A 19,153-nucleotide genomic window follows, 5' to 3' on the forward strand; every position below is an offset into this window, starting at 1 on the left:
TCGGGGCGAATCGGCCCTGCGGCCGGTACGACAATCAGGTCAGCGGGGTTGACCCGCACGGCCCCCAGCGGTGTGCTCAGTGCACTGGCCGCCACACCGGCAGCGTCGGCCAGTGGGCCCTCCCGGAGGTACCCGGCATGCTGATTTCCGACGCCGCCGAGCAGGCGGCCTGGCCACAACCCGCGGCTGCCCGCAGCACCCGCCTCGCCCGCCGGCACGTGGGCCCCGAGGAACGTGCGCGGGTCGTCGACCGCCTGGTCACGGTGCGCGCGCAGGGTGAGCCGCTCGCACCGGCGGTCGAACGTATGGCCTTCGAGCTCGGGGTCTCCATCCGCACCATCTACCGGTGGCTGCAGCGCGGCCCCGGGCACAGCCGGCCCCGCTCTGCCCGCCGCTACCAGCTGACCACTGCCGACCGGCAGGCGTTCCAGGACCACCACGGCAGTGTCGCCTCCGCCTACCGTGCACGCTGCGCCGTGCTGGCCGGCGAGAGCACCTGCGCGGGTGTGGACATCCCCTCGCATCTGCGTGCCGGGTGGCGTGACGCGCAACCGGTGTCCCCGGGCGCCTTCTATGCCGCCTTCCGCCGCGAGTTGGACCAGGCCGAACGGGCCTTCTGGCGACACGGGGAACAAGCTCGCCGCGCCCACCGCGCCTATCTGCAGCGCACCGTCGAGCACCGCAACCAGATCTGGCAGGCCGACCACACCCAGCTCGACATTCTGGTCTGTCCCCGCCGCGGCCAACTCGTCCGTCCCTGGCTCACCACCTTCGTCGATGTCCACAGCCGCGTCGTGCTCGGGTGGGCACTGTCGAAAGCGACCAGGCCCGACAGCGGGACCGTGCTGTGCGCGCTGCGCGACGCCCTGATCCGCGACCCGGACACCGGCGACCACGGCGGTGTCCCGGCGATCATCGAATGCGACCACGGCAAGGAGTTCACCGCCGAGGCTATCGGGCGAGCGCTGGCGAGCCTGGACATCCGCCTCCGGCAGGTGGAGACCTACGAAGGCCGCGGCAAGGCGTTCATCGAACGCTGGCACCACACGATCTCCCAACTGCTCCTGGTCCAGCTGCCCGGCTACACCGGCGGACCCCGGAACAAACAGGGCCAGCTGCACGATCTCGAACCCGACCTGCGACATCGCCCGCTCCTCACCGCCGATGTCGCCATCACAACCACCGGCGCCGCGACCGCCCCGGCCTTTCCCGCCGTCCTGTCCTTCGCCGCCTTCTGCACCACGTTCCAGAACTGGGTGCTGTGGTTCAACCACAACCACCGCCACCGCGGCCTGCTCGGCCTCACTCCCCTGCAGCGATGGCGCGCCGACCGGACAGCACTGACCACCGTGTCGGCCGACCTGCTCCGGGATCTGCTACTCGTCTCGAAAGACCGCACGCTGACCACCCGAGGGTTCGCGCTGCACGGCGTCCGCTACGTCGCCGAAGATCTCCAAGGCGAGGTCGGCACGCGCTACGACATCCGCCACGCACCCCATGATCACCGGTTCATCGAGATCTACCGCGACCAGCAATGGCTGGCCACCGGCTTCCCCGCCGATGTCAAAGACGAGCAGCAGCGCCAGCAGTACCACGACCGCTGGAATGAGCGCGGCCGACAACTCACCCGCGAGAAGCGCCAGGCCCGCGCCCGCCTACGTCTACGCGCGGAACCGGTCACCCACGCACACACCACACCGACTACCGGCCCGGCGGCAGACCAGACGCTGCGGATACCGCACACCGCGCCCGAACCACCGGCCCCGGCCGCCACCACCAGCGCGGGCTCGATGAGCCTGCTGGGCATCCGCCCCACCCTCGAACTCGCCGGGCCGCCGCCGGACTATCAGCCGCCCACACCACGCCTACCCCGCCAAACCTGAGCCCGAAGGAACACCTGATGCCCCGGCACCATCTCGACCTGCCCGGCGCGAACACCCTTCCCACACCCACGTTCCAACTCGTCGACCACGACGTCCGCGACATCGTCGAACACAACGCGCTCGCCGTCGTGCACGGCGACGCCGGCCTGGGTAAAACCTTCGCCGTCCAAGCCGCGCTCGAACGCCTCCGCCACGACCTCCGCAACACCACCGAACGACTCAGCATCGTCGAAGTCGCCCTGCCCCACACCTGCACCCCACTGCGAGTCGCACTCAGCCTCGCCCGCCGCATCCTGCGCACACCCACGCCCGAAAGCCGCACCCGCTACACACTCCACGACGACATCCTCGAACACCTGCTCTCCACCCCCCACCTCCTCGTCATCGACGAAGCCCAGAAACTCAGCGTCTACGCCATGGACGTCATCCGCTCCCTCTACGACGACTCCGGCACCAAACTCGCGATCCTGTTCGTCGGCGGCGACGGCTGCTGGCAAACCATCCGCCGAGAACCCATGCTCAGGTCCCGCGTCTTCCGCAGCCGCCTCTTCCGCCCGCTACCCACCGCCGAGGTCCCCGACCTCATGCGCGCCTATCACCAGCTCTACGCCCACGCCGACACCCGGCTACTCGCCTCCATCGACGCCCGCCACGCCCACGGCAGCTGGCGCGACTGGGCCGCCTTCACCCTCACCGCCCTCCAACACGCCGCCACCGCGGGCCGCGACACCCTCGACGAGGAAATCACCAACAACACCTACACCACCCTCGGCAGCAGATAACCCCTCCCGGACGCACCACAACACATCCCCCGAAGCGCCCGCGCAAAACAACGCCGCCATATATCAAGCATTTACACCAAACGACGAATTTAGACACAGCAAGAAACACCCCCACTAATGACACCACTGGACGCTTGCGACTTTGCCGGATATCACGCCTCACGGATGCGCCAGAGGTCGAACCATGCACCCCCAGGAGACGTATCGAGAATATTCATTCCCTATTCCTGAATCCCCACTCTATAGCTTTACCGCGCCATAAAAATGGGCAAAGAACTCCGCAATGTCACGCGGACAACTTCTCAGAATGTGAGACACGTCAAGGCTCCAGGGATCGAACCCGCGAGGTCAACTTGCTACGCTACCTGCAAGAACAGCGTCAACTTCGACGTCGCAGCGCACCGTCAGACGGGTGATAATATGCCCGAAATGTCACTGACAACTTAATAAGAACTCACATCTGTCAGGCCCTCTTCTTCGCGTTGCTCCGCACTGACCTGCACTTTTACCTCATATTTCTGACTGTTCCTTGTTTCAGTTAGCCCTAATCCTATCCAGTTCGACTCACAATAGTCCAGGTGGGCCGTGGGTGATAATCGCTGTTATCAGCCACTCGGGCGACGAAGCGCGATCCGAGCGACGAGAGGCGAGGGCGATGAGGCCGATGGAGCGGTGGGGTGGACGGGGTGGCGGAGGGTGACGGGGTGGGCGATCAGCTCAACCCCGCGCTGGGGATTGCCTGCCCTCAGGACCGGAGGCGTTCCGTGGGGGCGACATTGAGGCCGCACCCAGCGGCCCGGCGGAGCTCCGATGAAGGAGCCGCGATCTAGAGAGCGGAGCAGCTAGCTGGAGAGCGGAGCAGCTAGCTGAGCTGCCCCACCGTTGAAGCGGCTTCGAAGTCAGCGCCAATATCGGCGAAGGCGGCCGCCGCGGTTTTGAGCTGGGAGGGATCAGCGTCCCGCAGGGCGCCGGCTCGGGTCACGATCGCCGCCACCCAGCGGTTTTCGGGCGCGTGGCGGTCGGCTCGGCGTAGGTACGCGTCCGCATCGGGGTGGCCGGTGATCACGGCGATTTCCGCGGCCACCCCGGCCGCGTAACCGTCGAATCGGCCCGGCGCAAAGCTCCCGCCCGCTTCCTCGAGCAGTGCGGGTAGGTCCTCGCTGCCAGCGTGCAGGGCCACCCTCGCCCGCACGAAAGCGTCGAGCGGCGCGAGATTCGGCGAATCGGACAACGAGCCCGCGAAACGGGTGGCCCGCCGGCGCCAGGTCGCCATCGCATCCACGTCCCCGGTGAGACCGGCGGCCAGCGCGGCGCCCAGCAGCGGAACCCCCAGCGTGCTGTTGTTCTCCTGCCGGAAGGACAGCGCGCTCTCCCACATCGATTCAGCCCGCGCCAGCGCCTCGGCGAAGTGGCCGGCCAGCGCGAGCGGCGCAACCACGCTGCCCGAACCCCAGCACGTGTGCCGCGACAGCGTCGGATCGGTCTCGGCGCGTCTGCCGATCCGCACGGCGTCCGCGATCTCCCCGGTCGCCACGGCGTAGGCCACCGCGGCCCGGAACGTGTCGACGACCTCCAGCGCGGCCTGCGGGAACGTGCGGTCGAACTCATCGACCAGGTCCAGGCGCCGCAGGGTGACCCGGTACGCGTGGCCGGGGTCCCCGGCTCCCGCGGCCGCGGTGCACTGGGCGTCCAGCGCCGCGCTGACCAGCAGCGGATCACCGAACGCCGTCGCGGCGTCGACCGCCGCTTCGGCCGCGGGCATGGTCACCGCCTGCACCGTCGGGCCGGACAGCCAGGCGCGAGCGACCGCGACCCGCGTTTCCGCCGAAGCCGAAGCGCTCGCCAGCCGCTCGGCTTCGGCGAGCAGCCCGGCCAGTTCGTCGCGGGGCACCGGCCGCGCGACGAATCCCGCGCCCCGGAACCGGGTGGCGACCACCACCGCGTCCGCCAGGCAACCCGCCGAGGCCGCGTCGTCGTCCGCGGTCAGCCGGGCGGCTTCGCGCAGGAGGTCGTAGTGGTCGCGGGCGCCGCCGGTGAGCACGTGCGCGGCCGTGCCCGCGTGGTCCAGGGCGGCCGCGGCTTCGGCGCTCGTGCCCGCCAAGCGAGCCGCGGTCCGCCAGTGCTCACGGGCTTCGGCGAGGAACCCACGCGCGTAGGTCAACCGAGCCAGATCGGCCACCAGGTCAGGGCGCGGTTCGAGGGTGGCCGACGCTCGCAGGTCGCCGGCGAGCCGGTCGAACTCCGCCCGCCAGTCGCCGTCGAGGTGGGTGGTCAGGTCACGGGCACGCAGCGCGGCCCACGTCAGGTAGCGGCCGGTCACGTCCCCGGCTTCGGCCGACGCGTCGAGTTGCTCGCGCGCGAACTGCCGAACCCCGTCGAGCAGGCTCCACCCCCGCTGCGCCAGCGACTTGTCCACCAGGCGCCCGAGCAGGTCGGCCACCGCGCCGACGGGAAGATCCGGGCACAGCGCGGCGGCATCACCCAGGTCGAACCGGTCGGCGAACCGCGACACCCTCATCAGCAGCAGGCGTTCTTCGTCGGTGAGCAGCCGGTAGCTCCACTCCACCACCGCCCGCAGCGAGCGGTGGCGACGGTCGCCGCGGCCCGCGGAGAGCATGCGCAGCGGATCGTCGGCCAACCCGGCCAGCAGCCCGGAGACACCGAGCGAGGCGACCCGAGCGGCGGCCAGTTCGATCTGCAACGGCGAGCCACCCAGCCTGTGGCACAGGTCAGCCAGTTCGGCCGGATCGGACTCGAAGCCCGGATCGACGGCCCGCGCCCGATCGGTGAACAGCGCGACTGCCTCACCGACCTCGCGCAACGGGCCCAGCTGCAGCACCGTCTCCCCCGGCACGCCGAGACGTTCGCGGCTGGTGACCAGCACGCTCAACCGGGGGTTCGCCGCCACCAGGTCCGCGAGCACGTCCGCGATGTCGTCGACGACGTGCTCGCAGTTGTCCAGCACCAGCAGCGCCCGTCCTCGCAGCCGGTCGGCCACCACGTCCAGCAGGCGTTGCTGCGGCGCCGGTTCCACGCCGAGCCCGGCGGCGATCGTTTCGAGGACGTACCCGGGGCGCGCGGGGACCAGCTTGACGAAGGCGGCGCCACCGGGGAAACCCGAAGCCGCGCGAGCCGTGACCGCCGTGGCCAGGCGCGTCTTCCCGGCGCCGCCCGGCCCCAGCACGGTGGTCACCTGGCTTTCGACGATCAGGCGGGCCGCGGTGTCCAGTTCGACGCCCCGGCCGACGAAGCTCGTCGCGGGCTCGGACAGGCCGGGCACGGCGACCTCGGCGTCACCCGCGTAACCGGCGGCCAGGCCGGCCAGTTCGCGACGATCCCGCGCGCCGAGCTTGCGCAGCAACGCCGATACGTGGCTCTCCACGGTCCGCACCGAGACGAACAGCCGCTCGGCGATCTCGGCGTTGGTCAACCGGTCCGCCACGGCGAGCAGCACGTCGCGTTCGCGCGGCGAGACCGGTGGCGGGGTGGGCACGAACCACAGTCTGCCCGATCGCGCCTGGTCACCACGTGCGTACTCGATCTCCGTGGTGGGTTCCGTGGTCAGCACGGATGCCCCGGCCGCGGCACCGCCCGCAGGATGGTGTCCACGCCCGAACACCAGGAACGGAGCAGGAAATGCTGGTCATCGCCAAGGAAGACGATCTGCGCATCGGCGGGGGGCGCACCGCCCGGTTCGAGGGCGAGGCGTACGGGTCCGGGATCTCGTTCTTCCACGTCCACAACACCGAAGGCCAGGGGCCGGACCCGCACGTGCACCCGTACTCGGAGACCTGGGTGGTGCTCGCGGGCACCGCGCACATCCGTTCCGCCGACGGCGAGGCGACGGTCACCGAAGGCGACGTGGTGGTGGTCAGCGCCGGTACCGCCCACGCCTTCCGCGCGGTGGGCCCGGAGCCGCTGAAGATGATGTGCATCCACGCCTCACCCCGCATCCAGCAGGAATTCCTCGACGACAGCGACCAGCTGACCATCGCGAACTGAACGGAGAACCCGATGTCCTTCCAGGCCTACCTCGACGCGATCGAGGACAAGACCGGGCTGACCCCGCGCGAACTCGTCGCACTGGCGGCCGAACGCGGCTTCGACGATCCGGCCGTCAAGGCGGGGGTGATCGTCGAGTGGCTCAAGCAGGACCACGGCCTCGGCCGCGGGCACGCCATGGCGCTGGTGCACGTGATCAAGAAGGGCCCGACGATCAGCGGCAAGCACGTCGGCACCACCGGCTCGCACCGGGACGAGTCCGACACGCTCTGGCTCGACGGCAAGCGGACCCGGCCAGGTGCACCGGCCTGACCGGGGAGGGGTAGACCGTCCACATGCGACGGTCTACCCGCTGTCCGATGACACCGGGTCGTTTCGTCACGGTGACGGCACCGCGAAGCTCCGGGACACCGGAAGCAGGGACACACGCTGAAGCTGTGGTAGGTGGCCGCCGCTGGCGAGAGATCAATCCGGGGCCCGTGCCGGAGGATGCCTGCTAGCCTCCTCGAGTGAGGCTCGTGACTACGCTGCTCACCGCGCTACTGGCGGCCGGCGTCCTGGTCCCCCTGTCCCCTGAACCCCAAGCCGAAGCCCAAGAGGCGAGCTGGGCGGCACCGCTCAGCACGCGCGGGCGCTACATCGTCGACGCCAACGGCGACCGCTTCAAGCTCAAGTCCGCCAACTGGCACGGAGCCAGCGGCACCTGGAACGGCGAGGGCGACATCAACGACCCAGCCACCCACCACGCCGGGGAGAGGGCCTACCAAACCCCGCTCGGGCTGGACCGCGTGCCGATCGACACCGTCATCGACGGGCTCGCGGAGCTGGGGCTCAACAGCGTGCGCCTGCCCTTCTCCAACGCGATGCTCCACGACCAGAACCCCGTCCCCGACCTGCCCGCCAATCCCGAACTGCGCGGCCTGACCCCGTTGCGGGTCTACGACCGCGTGGTCGAGCGGCTCACCGCGCGCGGGTTCGCCGTCATCCTCAACAACCACACCACCACCTCGCGCTGGTGCTGCGGCGTCGACGGCAACGAGCGCTGGAACACCGCGCAGACCGAGCAGCAGTGGCAGGACGACTGGCTGTTCCTGGCCCGCCGCTACGCCTCGAACAAGCGGGTGGTCGGCGCCGACCTCTACAACGAGGTCCGCCGCAACGTGCTCGACGACCCCAACTGGGGCTGGGGCAACGGCCACGACTGGCAGCGCGCGAGCGAGCAGCTGGCCCAACGGCTCCTGACCGAGGCCAACCCGGACCTGCTGATCGTCGTCGAGGGCATCAACTGGACCGGCCTGCCCGTCGACGGCTTCCCGCACGGCAGGCCCACTCTGGAACCCGCCCGCACGCTGTCGCACACGCTGATCGACTCGGGCAAACTGGTCTACGCCGCGCACTTCTACGGCTACACCGGTCCGAACCACTCCGGCGCGACCGGCATCGGTGAGACCAGCGACCCGCGTTACCGCGACCTCTCACCGCAGGAACTGCGCGACGTCCTGTACCGGCAGGCGTTCTTCGTCTCGGCCGAGACCGGGAAGCACTACACCGCGCCCCTGTGGATCAGTGAGTTCGGCGAAGGCAGGCACACCACCGATCCGGCGTCCCGCGCGTGGTTCGAGAACTTCGTCTCCTACCTCGCCGAAACCGACACCGACTTCGCCTACTGGCCCGCGGTGGGCTTCCACCAGGGCGGCAACGGCAACGGCTGGTCGTTGCTCTCCTGGGACACCAACGGCGGCCGCGTCGACGTGCTCGACGGCGCCGACTGGCGCGGCCCGGCCTGGCAGCGGCTGGTGAACGCCCCCGCCCGCACCGGCCAGATCTCGGCGGCCGAGCGCTGGTCCATGCTCAACCTCGACTACGCCGACGCCCAGCCCTCCCGCACGATGCGGGCCGAACCGGACTGGAACCCGGGTGCGCGCAAGGGCGTCTGCCCGGACGGTCAGCGCCTGGCCGGGCTCGCCCACACCGGCAACCGCGGCCTGTGCACCGGAACGCTCCCCGTGCCCACCACGCACGCCGTGGTCCGCGACCAGTCCTATGTGGACACCGACTGGGCCTCCGGCTACACCAAGGTGCAGTGCCCGCCCGACCACGCCGCCATCGGCTACAGCGTCACCGGCGCGGCCTTCTCCGCCCTGCTGTGCGGCAAGTCCGCCACCCCGCTGGGGCGCACCGGCCGCACGGTCTGGTTCGACCGCGGCGACAACCGGCCCTCCGGCGCGCCCGGCGGGGATTTCGCCTCGGGGCACTACAAGGGCCAGTGCGCGCCGGGTGAGTACGTCGCCGGCGTCGCCTACACCGGGCGCATCGGCTCGAACCGAACCCCCGACGCGCTGCTCTGCCGGAGTTAGGGCACGACGACCACCTTCATCGGGTCGTTCTCGCGGTTGCGGACCACCCGGAACGCCTCGGTGATCTTCTCCAGCGGGAACCGGTGGGTGACCATCTCCGCGCAGCGCAGCTTCCCCTGCGCGGCCAGGGACACCGCGCGCTTGACGTTGTTGCCGCCCTCGCCGCGCGAGGTGTAGATGGTGATGTCCTTGCGCACGACCGCGCTCAGGTCGAAGGTGACCCGGTCCGGGTAGAAGGCGACGACCACGATCTTGCCGCCGCGCCGGGTCACCTCGGCGCACTGCTGCGGGACGTCCAGACCACCGGAACACTCGATGGTCACGTCGGCGCCGCCGATCAGGTCCGCGATCGCGGCGACCGGGTCGGTCTCGCGGGCGTTGATCGTGTGGTCGGCCCCCAGCGACCGCCCCAGCGCGAGCCGCGAGGACCGGGTGCCGACGAGGACGACCCGGTTCGCCCCGAGCGCCTTGCACGCCTGCACCGTGGTCAGCCCGACCGGGCCCGGGCCGAACACGACCACGTCCTGTCCGGCGATGTAGCCGCCCGCGACGTCCAGGCCGTAGAGCCCGGTTCCGGCGGTCGTGATCAGCACACCGTCCTCGAAGGACAGTCCGGGCGGCAGCGCGTACAACGCGCCGGCGTGGTGCACGGCGTATTCGGCGAAGCCGCCGTCGGCGGTCATGCCGGTCGCGCGGTGTCCTTTGGCCTGGTCGCCGTAGTTGAGGCAGGCGGTGTAACGGCCGGTGAGGCAGTTGTCGCACCGACCGCAGCCGCCGTGCGCTTCGATGCAGACGCGGTCACCGACGGCGAACTCGTCGACGCCTTCGCCCAGTGAAGCCACCGTGCCGGTCCATTCGTGGCCGGGCACCAGCTGCTCCGGTGTGTGCGGGAAGTGGCCGTCGAAGATCTTCAGGTCGGTGCCGCAGGTCCCGCACATCGCCACCTTCACCAGCACTTCGCCGGGGCCGGGACGGGGGACCGGCCGGTCGACCACCCGCAGGTCGCCGGGGCCGAACAACACCGCCGCGCGCATCATCGCCATCGCGCGTCCCCCGTCCACTCCCCCAGTGTCCCGACCACGTCGGAAATCGGGCCGCGGTCGACCAGGTCGTCCCCGGGCGCGGCACCGGTGAGGATCTTGAACTGCTCCATCGTGCGGACCGTCGAGGTGATGCGCGCGGGGTCGAGGCCGTCGTTCACCGGGAACACGCCCTTCTGGCCGAGCAGGACGTCGTAGGCCGTGCCGACCACCTGCGGCTCGAACCCGGTCGCCTCGGCCACCACCGGCAGCGTGCCCTCGCGGTCGGTGTACATGTAGCGATGCGCCCGCACGATCGCGGTCAGGAACTTCACCGCGGTGTCCCGGTTCTCCGCCAGCCACGCCCTGGTCACGAAGTAGGCGCCGTAGAAGTAGTCCGGCTGGACCCGGTCGAGGTCGACGAGCACGTGCAGGTCGCCGTCGCGGCGCTGCGCGTCGGCGACCTGTTCCTGTTGCAGCACCGCGGACTGGATCGTGCCCTGGAGCAGCGCGCTGGTGTAGGAGTCGGCGTCGGTCGGCACGTAGGTGACGTCCTCGGGGGTCAGCTGGGCGCCGGTGAGCACCATCCGGGTCATCACCTCGCGGAACGCGCCGACCTGCTGCACGCCGAGGCGTTTCCCGCGCAGGTCCGCCGGGGTCGCGATCTCCCTGGGCGTCACCAGCGAGACGGTGAGCCGGTCGGCGTAGGACCCGATGACCACCAGGCCGCCGCCCTGGGCGTGGGCGTTGACCACCGGCTCGATGCTGGAGGCGCCGATGTCGAGCGAACCTCCCACGACACCCTGCACCACCGGGACGCCGGAGTTGAGGTTCTTGACCCGCACCGAGATCCCGGCGTCGCGGAAGTAGCCGAGCTTGTCGGCCACCACCACGTCGGCGTTGGCGAAGCTGGTGACCCCGGTCGGCAGGCCGAGCTCGATGGTGCTCGGCGCACCGGGTGGATCGGAGGAGCAGGAGCAGGTGGCGAGCAGGAGCGCGAGCACAACGAGGTAGCGCGGCATGACCCTCCTTCAGGATGCTTGACGCCAGCGGGCCAGGCGGCGCTCGACCCACTCCAGCGCCGCGGTGAGCGCCACCCCGAGCAGGGCGATCACCACCACGGCCACGAACACCCGCGCGGTCTGGAACGAGTTCGCGTTGACCGCGATCAGGTTCCCCATCCCGGACAGCGCGGTGTAGAACTCGGCCACCACCACGCCGATCAGCGCGCGCCCGATCGCCAGCCGGATCCCGGTCACCACGAACGGCAGTGCCGAGGGCAGGATCACCTCGCGCCAGATCCGCGCTTCGCCCGAGCAGAACGAGCGGGCGACCTCCAGCAGCGCGGGATCGGTTTCGCGGACCCCTCGGGTGGTGTTGATGAGCACCGGGAAGACCACGAACAGGAACACCACCACGGTCTTCGCGGTCAGCTCGAAGCCGAACCACACCACCACCAGCGGGATCAGCGCGACCATCGGGGTGGCGTAGAGCGCGTTCACCGGCCATTCCAGCAGGGTCGCGGCGACCGTGCTCCGGCCGGTCAGCGAGCCCACGAGCACACCGGTGACCACGCCGGCGCCGAACCCGAGGCCGAGCACGACCAGGCTGTCGCCGAGGGCGGCGGGCAGGCTGCCGTCGGCGATCATGTCCGCGGTGGCGGCCACCACCGCGCTGGGCCGGGACAGCAGGATCGGGTTGAGCAGGCGGCCGTACAGCTCCCACGCGCCGAGCAGCACCGCGACCGAACCCAGGCGCAGCAACCACTTCCGGCCCGGGGTCACAGTGATTCCCAGAGCGTGCGGCGGATCTTCGGGTAGTTCTCGTGCTCCCGGATGTCCATCACGGTGCGCGGGCGCGGCAGGTCGATCGGCAGTTCCAGGGTGACGCGGCCGGGTGGTCCGGAGATCACCACGACCCGGTCGGCCAGCAGGATTGCCTCGTCGATGTCGTGGGTGACCAGCAGGGCGGTCATCTCCGGCAGGCGGAGCACCTCGTTCTGCAGTTGTTCGCGGGTGATCGCGTCCACCGAACTGAACGGCTCGTCCAGCAGCAGCACCTCGGGTTCCACGGCCAGTGCCCTGGCGATGCCGACCCGCTGCTTCATGCCGCCGGAAAGCTGCGCGGGATAACGGTCGGCCACCTCGCTCAGGCGCATCACGTCCAGCAGTTCCGCCACCCGGCCGGTGACCGGCCTTCCCTGCGCCCGAATGCCGTATTCGACATTGGTACGAACGGTTTTCCACGGAAAGAGACCGAAATGCTGGAATACCATCGCGGTGCGCGGAGAGGGGCGCAAGATCGGTTCCCCGGCGAGCGAAACCGAGCCCTCGGCAAGCGCGACCAGGCCCGCGATCGCCCGCAGCAGCGTGGTCTTGCCGCCGCCGGAAGTCCCGATCACGCAGACGAATTCGCGTTCCGCGACGGCCAGTGAAACGCGGTCGAGCACCGGGCGCCCGCCGAGTTCGACGGAAACCCCGTCGAGGAGCAGGTGCGCACCGGCCATGCTTATTTCCTTAGGGCCTGGCCGGGAATGGTGTCAATGCCTCCTTTCTTTTGACGTGCCAGTCGGCGTAGCGTCCGAGCCTTGTTGTGATGCAGATCACATACCGGCGCAACTTCCGGAATTGGTATGGACCATGGCGAGGTCCGGTCTGCCACGCTGGGGTGAGCCGCCCGACGGACCAGGGAGATCCCGTGAGATGGATCGTGCTCGCCGCCCTGCTGATCGCCTCCGCCACGCCCACCGCGGCGAGTCCGGGCGCGTTCGTCCTGTCCAGCACGGCGTTCGCCAACGGCGGGACCATTCCCAAGGTCCACGAGTGCACCAGCGGCGGTGGCCACGACCCCGGCAAGAAGAACGAGTCGCCGCCGCTGGCCTGGGCCGGTGCGCCCGCCACGGCCCAGAGCTACGCGATCGTCATGCGCGACCTCGACAACGCGAACCTCATCCACTGGGTCATCTACGACATCCCGCCGAGCGCGACCTCGCTCCCCCAGAACGTCGAACACGTCTACCGGCCCTCGGTCCCGATGGGCTCCAGGCAGATCTACTACCGCGGCAGCGCGAGCCTCTACGGCTACCAGGGACCGTGCTCACCCTCCACGGTGAACACCTACGAGTTCGTCGTCCACGCGCTCAACCGGGCGTCGCTGACGAACCTGAACTCCGGCTCCTCCACCCAGACCGCCGCCGCGACGATCACCGCGGCGACGGTCGGCTCGGCCCGGATCAGCGGCGAATCCTGACCGTCACGGGTAGGCCCGCCTCTGCTCGCCGGTGTAGTCAGCGAGCAGAGGCGGCGGCAACGGGCCCTTGACCCGCCGGCCGGTGCCGGTTTCCTCCCAGGCGTGCGCCAGGATGCCGACCGAACGCGCCAGCACGAAGTAACCGCGGGCCAGTTCGGGCGCGATGCCGAGTTCGGCGTAGATGATCGCGGTGATGCCGTCGATGTTCATCGGGGGTTTCAGCGCCGCCTCCACCGCGAGGCCCGCGCGCAGGTGGTCTCCGGCGAGTTCGCCCGCCTCGACGGCCTCTTCCACCAACGCCAGCAACGGATCCCGGCGCGGGTCGCGGGGGTGGAAGCGGTGGCCGAAACCGGGCACGAAAGCCTTGCGCGAGCGGTAGTCCGCCACCACCTCGGCCGCGATAGAGGCGAGATCGCGCTCGTCGCGGGCCGCGGTGTCCACGAGGTCGTTCAGCAACGCGACGCACTGCTGCCCGGCGCCGCCGTGGACGTCACCGAGGACGTTGATCCCGTTGGCCATGGCCGAGTTCAGGCCGACGCCGCACGTCGCCGCCATGCGGGCGCTGGCGATGGACGGCGCCTGCGGGCCGTGGTCCACGCTGGCCACCAGCGCCGCCTCCAGCAGCTTCGACTGCGTACCGGTGGGCAGCGAACCGCGCGTCAGCAACCAGATCGCGCTGACGAAGTCGAGCTTGCCGATCAGCTCCTCGATCGGGTACCCCCGCAGCTCGATCTCCCCCGGTGCGGTGCGGGTGATCGCGGTGGACCACCACGCGGTGGTGTCGGCGACGGTCATACGGCGTTCTCCTGGTGCAGTCGGGCGATGTCGGTGTCGTGGTAGCCGAGTTCGGCGAGGATCTCGTCGGTGTGCTGGCCGAGCGTGGGCGGCGGCAGCTCCGGTGCGCTGGGGTGGCCGTCGACGTGGATGCCGTGGCCGAGCACGCGCAGCGGTCCCTCGGCGGCACCACCGGGGAACGGCAGTTCGTGCACCAGGCCCCGCGCCCGGATCTGCGCGCTCTCCAGCATTTCGGCGACGCTGAGCACGGCGGCGGCCGGCACCCCCGCCGTGCTCAGCTGCTCTTCCCAGTGCGCCGCGCTGTGCCGGGTGAGGGCGACCTCGAGTTCGGCGGTCAGCTGGGCGCGATGGGCCTTGCGGGACTCCCGTTCGGCGAACCGGGGGTCTTCGGCCAGTTCCGGCCGGCCGAGCACGCGGCACAGCAGTTCGAACTGCTCCTGCTTGTTGGCCGCGATGTTCAGCTCACCGTCGGCGGTGCGGAAGGTGCCCGAGGGCGCGGCGGTGCCGTTGTCGTTGCCGAGCGGACGCGGTGCCTGCCCGGCGATCAGGTGGTTCGACACCACCCAGCCCATCGCGGTCACCGCGGTTTCCAGCATCGAGACGTCGATCTGACAGCCTTCGCCGGTGCGTTCACGGCCCAGCAGTGCCGCGGAGATCGCGTACGCGGCAGCCAGCCCGCCCAGCGTGTCGGCGATCGGATAACCGGCGCGCAGCGGCGCGGTGTCCGGGGTGCCGGTCACGCTCATCATGCCCGAGCTACCCTGGATGATCTGGTCGTAGGCGGGTTTCGCGCGCATCGGGCCGTTCTGCCCGAACCCCGAGATGGCGCAGTAGACCAGCCTCGGATTGAGGCGGCGCAGTTCTGGCCAGCCGAAGCCGAGCCGGTCGAGCACGCCGGGGCGGAAGTTCTCGCACAGCACGTCCGCGCTCGCCACCAGCCGCCGCAGCACCTCCTTGCCGCGCTCGGACTTCAGGTTCAGCGTCAACGAGCGCTTCTGCGCGTTCTGCGCCAGGAACGAGGCACCCAGCCGCGCCCGGTTCAGCTCGGCCGACGCCCCGAGCTGGCGTGCCAGGTCCCCGGTGTCGGGCACCTCGACCTTGATCACGTCGGCGCCGAGCAGGGCGAGCTGATAACCCGCGTACGGCCCGGCGAGCACGTTGGTCAGGTCGAGCACCCGGATGCCGGTGAGCGGCCGTGTTTCCGTGGTCATGCCACCGCTTTCTCTCGTCGACGATTCCGCCGGCGCTGCAGGAAGAACCCGGCCAGGCCGAGCGCCAGCACGGCGTAGAGGGTGACCGCGATCGGGCTGGACACGAACACGGCCGGATCGCCTTCGCTGACCGCCAGCGCCCGCCGGAACTCGGTTTCGGCCAGCGGGCCGAGGATCACCGCGATCAGCACCGGGGCCACCGGCAGCCCGTACCGGCGCATCAGGAAACCGAGCACCCCGATGCCCAGCACCAGCACCAGGTCGAGGATCTTGCTGCTGGTCGCGTAGACCCCGAGCATGGCGAACACCGAGATCCCGGCGTAGAGGTAGTGCTGCGGGACCTTGAGCAGCTTCGCCCACAGCGGCGCGAACGGCAGGTTCAGGATCAGCAGCACGACCATGCCGATGAAGAAGCTGGCCAGCAGCGCCCAGACCAGCTCGCTGGCGCGTTCGAACAGCAGCGGCCCGGGTTGCAAACCGTACTGGCGGAAGGCGGCGAGCAGGATCGCCGCGGTGGCCGAGGTGGGCAGCCCGAGCGCGAGCAGCGCGCCCATCGCGGTGCCCGCGGTGGCGTTGCCCGCCGCCTCGGGACCGGCCACGCCCTGGATGGCGCCCTTGCCGAACATCGAATCCGGCCGCCGTGAGCCGAGCCTGCGCTCGGTGCCGTAGGCCAGGAAGGTGGGCACCTCGGAACCGCCGACCGGGATGATGCCGAACGGCACGCCGATCGCGGTGCCGCGCAGCCACGCGGGCAGCGCGAGCCGGAATTCGCGGCGGGACAACCACAACCGCCCGGTGGACGGCATCACCCGGTGGTCCTCCGGGGTTCCGCGGCGGGCGGCCACGGCCAGCACCTCGCCGAGCGCGAGCAGGCCCACGGTGATCACCACGATGTCGATGCCGTCGAACAGTTCCGGCAGGCCGCCGGTGAACCGCGCCGCGCCGGAGGTGCCGTCGATGCCGACCAGCGAGATCGCCAGCCCGATCACCAGCGCGGCGAGCCCGCGGAGCACGGAATCGGCGACCACGGCGGAGATCGCGACGAAGGCGAACACCGCCAGCGCGAGGTACTCCGCCGGGCCGAACAGCGTCGCCAGCTCCGCCAGCGAGGGCGCGAAGAACACCACCAGCACCGAGGCGACGACCCCGCCGACGAACGCGCCGATCGCCGAGGTCGCCAGCGCCTGCGCGGCCCGGCCGCTCTTGGCCATGCGATGGCCCTCGATCGAGCCCGCGATCGCGGTGCTGTTGCCCGGGGTGTTCATCAGGATGCCGGAGATCGAGTCGCCGAACAGCCCGCCGAAGAGCACCCCGGAGAACATGATGAACGCGCCGATCGGGTCCAGCGAGAAGGTGACCGGCAGCAGCAGGGCCACCGCCATCGCCGAGCCGAGGCCGGGCAGCACCCCGACGGCGGTGCCGAGAATGGCGCCGACGAACACCCACAGCAGGTTCATCGGCGTGAGCACGGTCAGGAAACCGGTGCCGAGATTGGCCAGTGATTCCATCAGAAGACTCCCGCCAGGACACCAGGGGGCAGGTTGAGGCCGAGGCCGGCGGAGAAGGCCAGCTGAACCACCGAGGCGATGGCCAGCGACAGGAACAGGTCGAGGACCGGGCGGCGGCTGCCGAGCGAACGCGCGACGCCCCAGAACAGCACCGCGCCGGAGAGCAGCCAGCCCAGCGGGTTCAGCACGGCGATGAACACCACGAGCGTGCCCACGACCCCGGCCAGCGCGCGGTGGTTGCCGCGCACCCGGTCCTCTTCGGGGTTGCGCACCACGTCGGCACCGAGCAGCACGGCGAACACCAGGCACGCCACGGCGACGATCGCCGGGAACACCCGCGGCCCCGGTGAAGTCGCGCTCGCCGGGACCTCCATGGCGAGGGTGCCGACGGCGAGCGCGATCCCGGTGGCCAGCAGCAGGACCGGCACCACCAGTCCGGTGCGGCGGCGGAGGTGGTCGGTGGTCACAGGCCCAGCTCCTCGATGATCGCGTCGACCCTGGCCTGGTCCTCGCGGATGAACGCGGTGAACTCGTCGCCGGTGAGCAGGGTGCCGGTCCACTTGTTGCGGGCCAGCGCATCGGCCCATTCGGCGGTGCCCGCCATCTCGGTGACGATGGTGATCAGCTCCTGGCGTTGCTCGGCGGTGATGCCCGGCGGGGCGACCAGCCCGCGCCAGTTGGGCAGCGAGACGTCCACGCCCTGCTCGCGGAAGGTGGGGGTGTCGATGCCGGGCACCGGCGCGTCCGCCGACAGGGCGAGCGCGCGGAGCTTGCCCGCCTCGATCTGGTCGCGGAACTCGTTGTAGCCGCTGACGCCGACCTCGACGGTGTTGGACAGCAGCGAGGTCAGCACCTCGCCGCCACCGGCGAAGGACAGGTAGTTCACCTGGGCGGGATCGATGCCCGCGGCCCGGGCGGTCAGGCCGGTGAGCAGGTGGTCGGTGCCGCCGAGCCCACCGCCGCCGACCGGGTGCGCGTGCGGGTTCTCCCGCCAGACCCGCAGGAAGTCCTGGAGTGTCCGATAAGGGGAGTCGGCGGGGACGATGAGCACCTCGTAGTCGTCGGCGAGCCGCGCGATCGGGGTGGTGTCGAGCAGGTCCACCGGCGAGGCGTTCGTGGTGATCGCGCCCTCCATCACGGTGCCGGTCATCATCAGCTGCGTCGGGTCGGCGCCCAGCTCGGTGAACTGGCCCAGCCCGATCGTGCCGCCGGCGCCGGGCACGTTGACCACCTGCACGTTGTTCACGATCGACGCGCTGCGCAGGGCCTGCTGGAACTCGCGGGCGGCGAGGTCCCAGCCGCCACCGGGCGCGGCCGGTGCCATCACCGTCAGCTTCGCGCGCGGGGTGGCGCCCGAGGTCGACCGGCTGGCGTCCACCGCGGCGAACCCGGTGAGCACCAGGGTGCTCACCACGCCGAGAACGCCGAGCGCGAGACGTCTGCTGCGCACACGATCACTCCCTTGTGATCTCGAATGTGTCCACCTGGTGGACAACAATGACCGCCTGATGGTAAGCATGTTCTCGAACCGAACGCAAACAGCTGCCTTGGAGGGGTTGTGGTGAAGCCGGACGACGGCGGCGGCATCCGCGCGGTCAGCCGCGCCTGGCAGGTGCTGCGGGCGTTCTCGCCGGAGCACATGTCGCTGGGGGTGGCCGAGCTCGTGCGCGAGACCGGGTTGCCGAGGACGACCGTGCTGCGGCTGGTGGAAACCCTGGCCGCGGAAGGGCTGCTGGAGACCGGTGCCGACGGCCAGGTCCGGGTCGGCACCAGCCTGATCGGTTTCGCCGCGTTCGCCGAGGCCGCCTGGACGGTGCCCGCGGCTTCGCTGGCGCGCATGCGGGAATTGGCGGCGGAAACCGGCGAGACGGTCAGCCTGTATGTCCGGAAAGGACTGTCCAGGGTGGTCGTCGGCCAGGCACCCAGCCCGAACACGCTGCGGCACGTGGTGCAGCCGGGCGACGAACTGCCGTTGCACGTCGGGTCGGCGGCCTACGTCCTGCTCAGCCTGGAACCGGCCGGCGAGCGGGCGGACCTGCTCACGAGCATCGCCGAAGCGGCCGGTTCGGACGCCGCGAAACTGCGTGCCGGGGTGGACAAGGCCGCCGCCGAAGGCTGGAGCGTCAGCCACGGGCAACGCGAGCCGGGCAACAGCGGGCTCGCCGTGCCCATTCCCGCCGGTTCACGGGCTCCCGCGCGCCCGGTCGTGCTGGCGCTCGGCGGGCCCACTGTCCGTTTCGGCGAAGACCGCATTCCCGGGTTTGTCGCCGCGGTCCGCCGTTGCGCCGACGACCTCGCCCGCACCGGGCTGCCGCCCGCCCTGTACTGACCGCTTTTCGAGGAGGAT

Annotated in this window: 17 protein-coding genes; 7 read left to right on the forward strand and 10 right to left on the reverse strand. The window is 70.4% G+C overall.

Annotation, left to right across the window (positions count from 1 at the left end; all coding sequences use genetic code 11):
• Positions 1–137 precede the first annotated feature (137 nt).
• On the forward strand, positions 138–1,883 hold the full coding sequence (locus JYK18_RS34820; RefSeq protein ID WP_206807638.1) for a DDE-type integrase/transposase/recombinase: 1,746 nt from the start codon (positions 138–140) through the stop codon (positions 1,881–1,883).
• Positions 1,884–1,900: 17 nt separating this feature from the next.
• Positions 1,901–2,665 (forward strand): ATP-binding protein, encoded by a 765-nt coding sequence (locus JYK18_RS34825; RefSeq protein WP_206807639.1) that lies wholly within the window; start codon positions 1,901–1,903, stop codon positions 2,663–2,665.
• An 862-nt stretch (positions 2,666–3,527) separates the two neighbouring features.
• Here the strand turns inward: JYK18_RS34825 and JYK18_RS34830 are convergent.
• The gene (locus JYK18_RS34830) at positions 3,528–6,233 is read right to left on the reverse strand and encodes a LuxR C-terminal-related transcriptional regulator (RefSeq protein WP_206807640.1); all 2,706 of its coding nucleotides are present in this window, start codon (positions 6,231–6,233) and stop codon (positions 3,528–3,530) included.
• Positions 6,234–6,301: 68 nt separating this feature from the next.
• Between JYK18_RS34830 and JYK18_RS34835 the strand changes: the two genes are divergently transcribed.
• The 3 genes from JYK18_RS34835 to JYK18_RS34845 all read left to right on the forward strand — a co-directional run bounded on the left by JYK18_RS34835 (position 6,302) and on the right by JYK18_RS34845 (position 9,024).
• Positions 6,302–6,667, forward strand: coding sequence for a cupin domain-containing protein (locus JYK18_RS34835; protein WP_206807641.1), 366 nt, complete (start codon positions 6,302–6,304; stop codon positions 6,665–6,667).
• A gap of 12 nt (positions 6,668–6,679) precedes the next feature.
• A complete protein-coding gene (locus tag JYK18_RS34840; RefSeq protein ID WP_206807642.1) occupies positions 6,680–6,979 on the forward strand; it encodes a DUF4287 domain-containing protein in 300 nt (99 codons plus the stop codon).
• Positions 6,980–7,176: 197 nt separating this feature from the next.
• The gene (locus JYK18_RS34845; protein ID WP_206807643.1) at positions 7,177–9,024 is read left to right on the forward strand and encodes a glycoside hydrolase family 5 protein; all 1,848 of its coding nucleotides are present in this window, start codon (positions 7,177–7,179) and stop codon (positions 9,022–9,024) included.
• Here JYK18_RS34845 and JYK18_RS34850 read toward each other — a convergent pair.
• Genes JYK18_RS34850 through JYK18_RS34865 form a run of 4 tightly spaced genes read right to left on the reverse strand, consistent with a single transcriptional unit; the run spans position 9,021 to position 12,549 of the window.
• On the reverse strand, positions 9,021–10,085 hold the full coding sequence (locus JYK18_RS34850; protein ID WP_206807644.1) for a zinc-binding dehydrogenase: 1,065 nt from the start codon (positions 10,083–10,085) through the stop codon (positions 9,021–9,023). The genes JYK18_RS34845 and JYK18_RS34850 overlap by 4 nt on opposite strands.
• Positions 10,058–11,065, reverse strand: a complete 1,008-nt coding sequence (locus tag JYK18_RS34855) for an ABC transporter substrate-binding protein (protein ID WP_206807645.1) — start codon at positions 11,063–11,065, stop codon at positions 10,058–10,060. Before JYK18_RS34855 ends, JYK18_RS34850 begins: the two co-directional genes overlap by 28 nt.
• Before the next feature lie 9 nt (positions 11,066–11,074).
• The gene (locus JYK18_RS34860; RefSeq protein WP_206807646.1) at positions 11,075–11,827 is read right to left on the reverse strand and encodes an ABC transporter permease; all 753 of its coding nucleotides are present in this window, start codon (positions 11,825–11,827) and stop codon (positions 11,075–11,077) included.
• A complete protein-coding gene (locus JYK18_RS34865) occupies positions 11,824–12,549 on the reverse strand; it encodes an ABC transporter ATP-binding protein (protein WP_206807647.1) in 726 nt (241 codons plus the stop codon). Before JYK18_RS34865 ends, JYK18_RS34860 begins: the two co-directional genes overlap by 4 nt.
• 191 nt (positions 12,550–12,740) lie before the next feature.
• Between JYK18_RS34865 and JYK18_RS34870 the strand changes: the two genes are divergently transcribed.
• Positions 12,741–13,292 (forward strand): YbhB/YbcL family Raf kinase inhibitor-like protein, encoded by a 552-nt coding sequence (locus JYK18_RS34870; RefSeq protein ID WP_374195082.1) that lies wholly within the window; start codon positions 12,741–12,743, stop codon positions 13,290–13,292.
• Positions 13,293–13,295: 3 nt separating this feature from the next.
• On the opposite strand, the gene JYK18_RS34875 is transcribed toward JYK18_RS34870, so the two are convergent.
• From JYK18_RS34875 to JYK18_RS34895, 5 genes are read right to left on the reverse strand one after another with little or no spacing between them, the layout of a single operon-like run.
• Entirely contained in the window at positions 13,296–14,087 is a 792-nt protein-coding gene (locus JYK18_RS34875; RefSeq protein WP_206807649.1) for a citryl-CoA lyase, read from the reverse strand.
• Positions 14,084–15,298, reverse strand: a complete 1,215-nt coding sequence (locus tag JYK18_RS34880; RefSeq protein WP_206807650.1) for a CaiB/BaiF CoA-transferase family protein — start codon at positions 15,296–15,298, stop codon at positions 14,084–14,086. The genes JYK18_RS34875 and JYK18_RS34880 overlap by 4 nt, the downstream gene beginning before the upstream one ends.
• Entirely contained in the window at positions 15,295–16,806 is a 1,512-nt protein-coding gene (locus tag JYK18_RS34885) for a tripartite tricarboxylate transporter permease (RefSeq protein ID WP_206807651.1), read from the reverse strand. The genes JYK18_RS34880 and JYK18_RS34885 overlap by 4 nt, the downstream gene beginning before the upstream one ends.
• Entirely contained in the window at positions 16,806–17,273 is a 468-nt protein-coding gene (locus JYK18_RS34890; protein WP_206808347.1) for a tripartite tricarboxylate transporter TctB family protein, read from the reverse strand. Before JYK18_RS34890 ends, JYK18_RS34885 begins: the two co-directional genes overlap by 1 nt.
• Positions 17,270–18,256 carry a tripartite tricarboxylate transporter substrate binding protein gene (locus JYK18_RS34895; RefSeq protein ID WP_206807652.1) on the reverse strand — a complete coding sequence of 329 codons (987 nt, stop codon included), beginning with the start codon at positions 18,254–18,256 and terminating at the stop codon, positions 17,270–17,272. The genes JYK18_RS34890 and JYK18_RS34895 overlap by 4 nt, the downstream gene beginning before the upstream one ends.
• A gap of 111 nt (positions 18,257–18,367) precedes the next feature.
• Here JYK18_RS34895 and JYK18_RS48130 point away from each other — a divergent pair, with 111 nt between their 5' ends.
• Positions 18,368–19,135, forward strand: a complete 768-nt coding sequence (locus JYK18_RS48130; RefSeq protein WP_307796187.1) for an IclR family transcriptional regulator — start codon at positions 18,368–18,370, stop codon at positions 19,133–19,135.
• Positions 19,136–19,153 lie beyond the last annotated feature (18 nt).

This window comes from Amycolatopsis sp. 195334CR (genome assembly GCF_017309385.1).
Lineage (GTDB): Bacteria > Actinomycetota > Actinomycetes > Mycobacteriales > Pseudonocardiaceae > Amycolatopsis.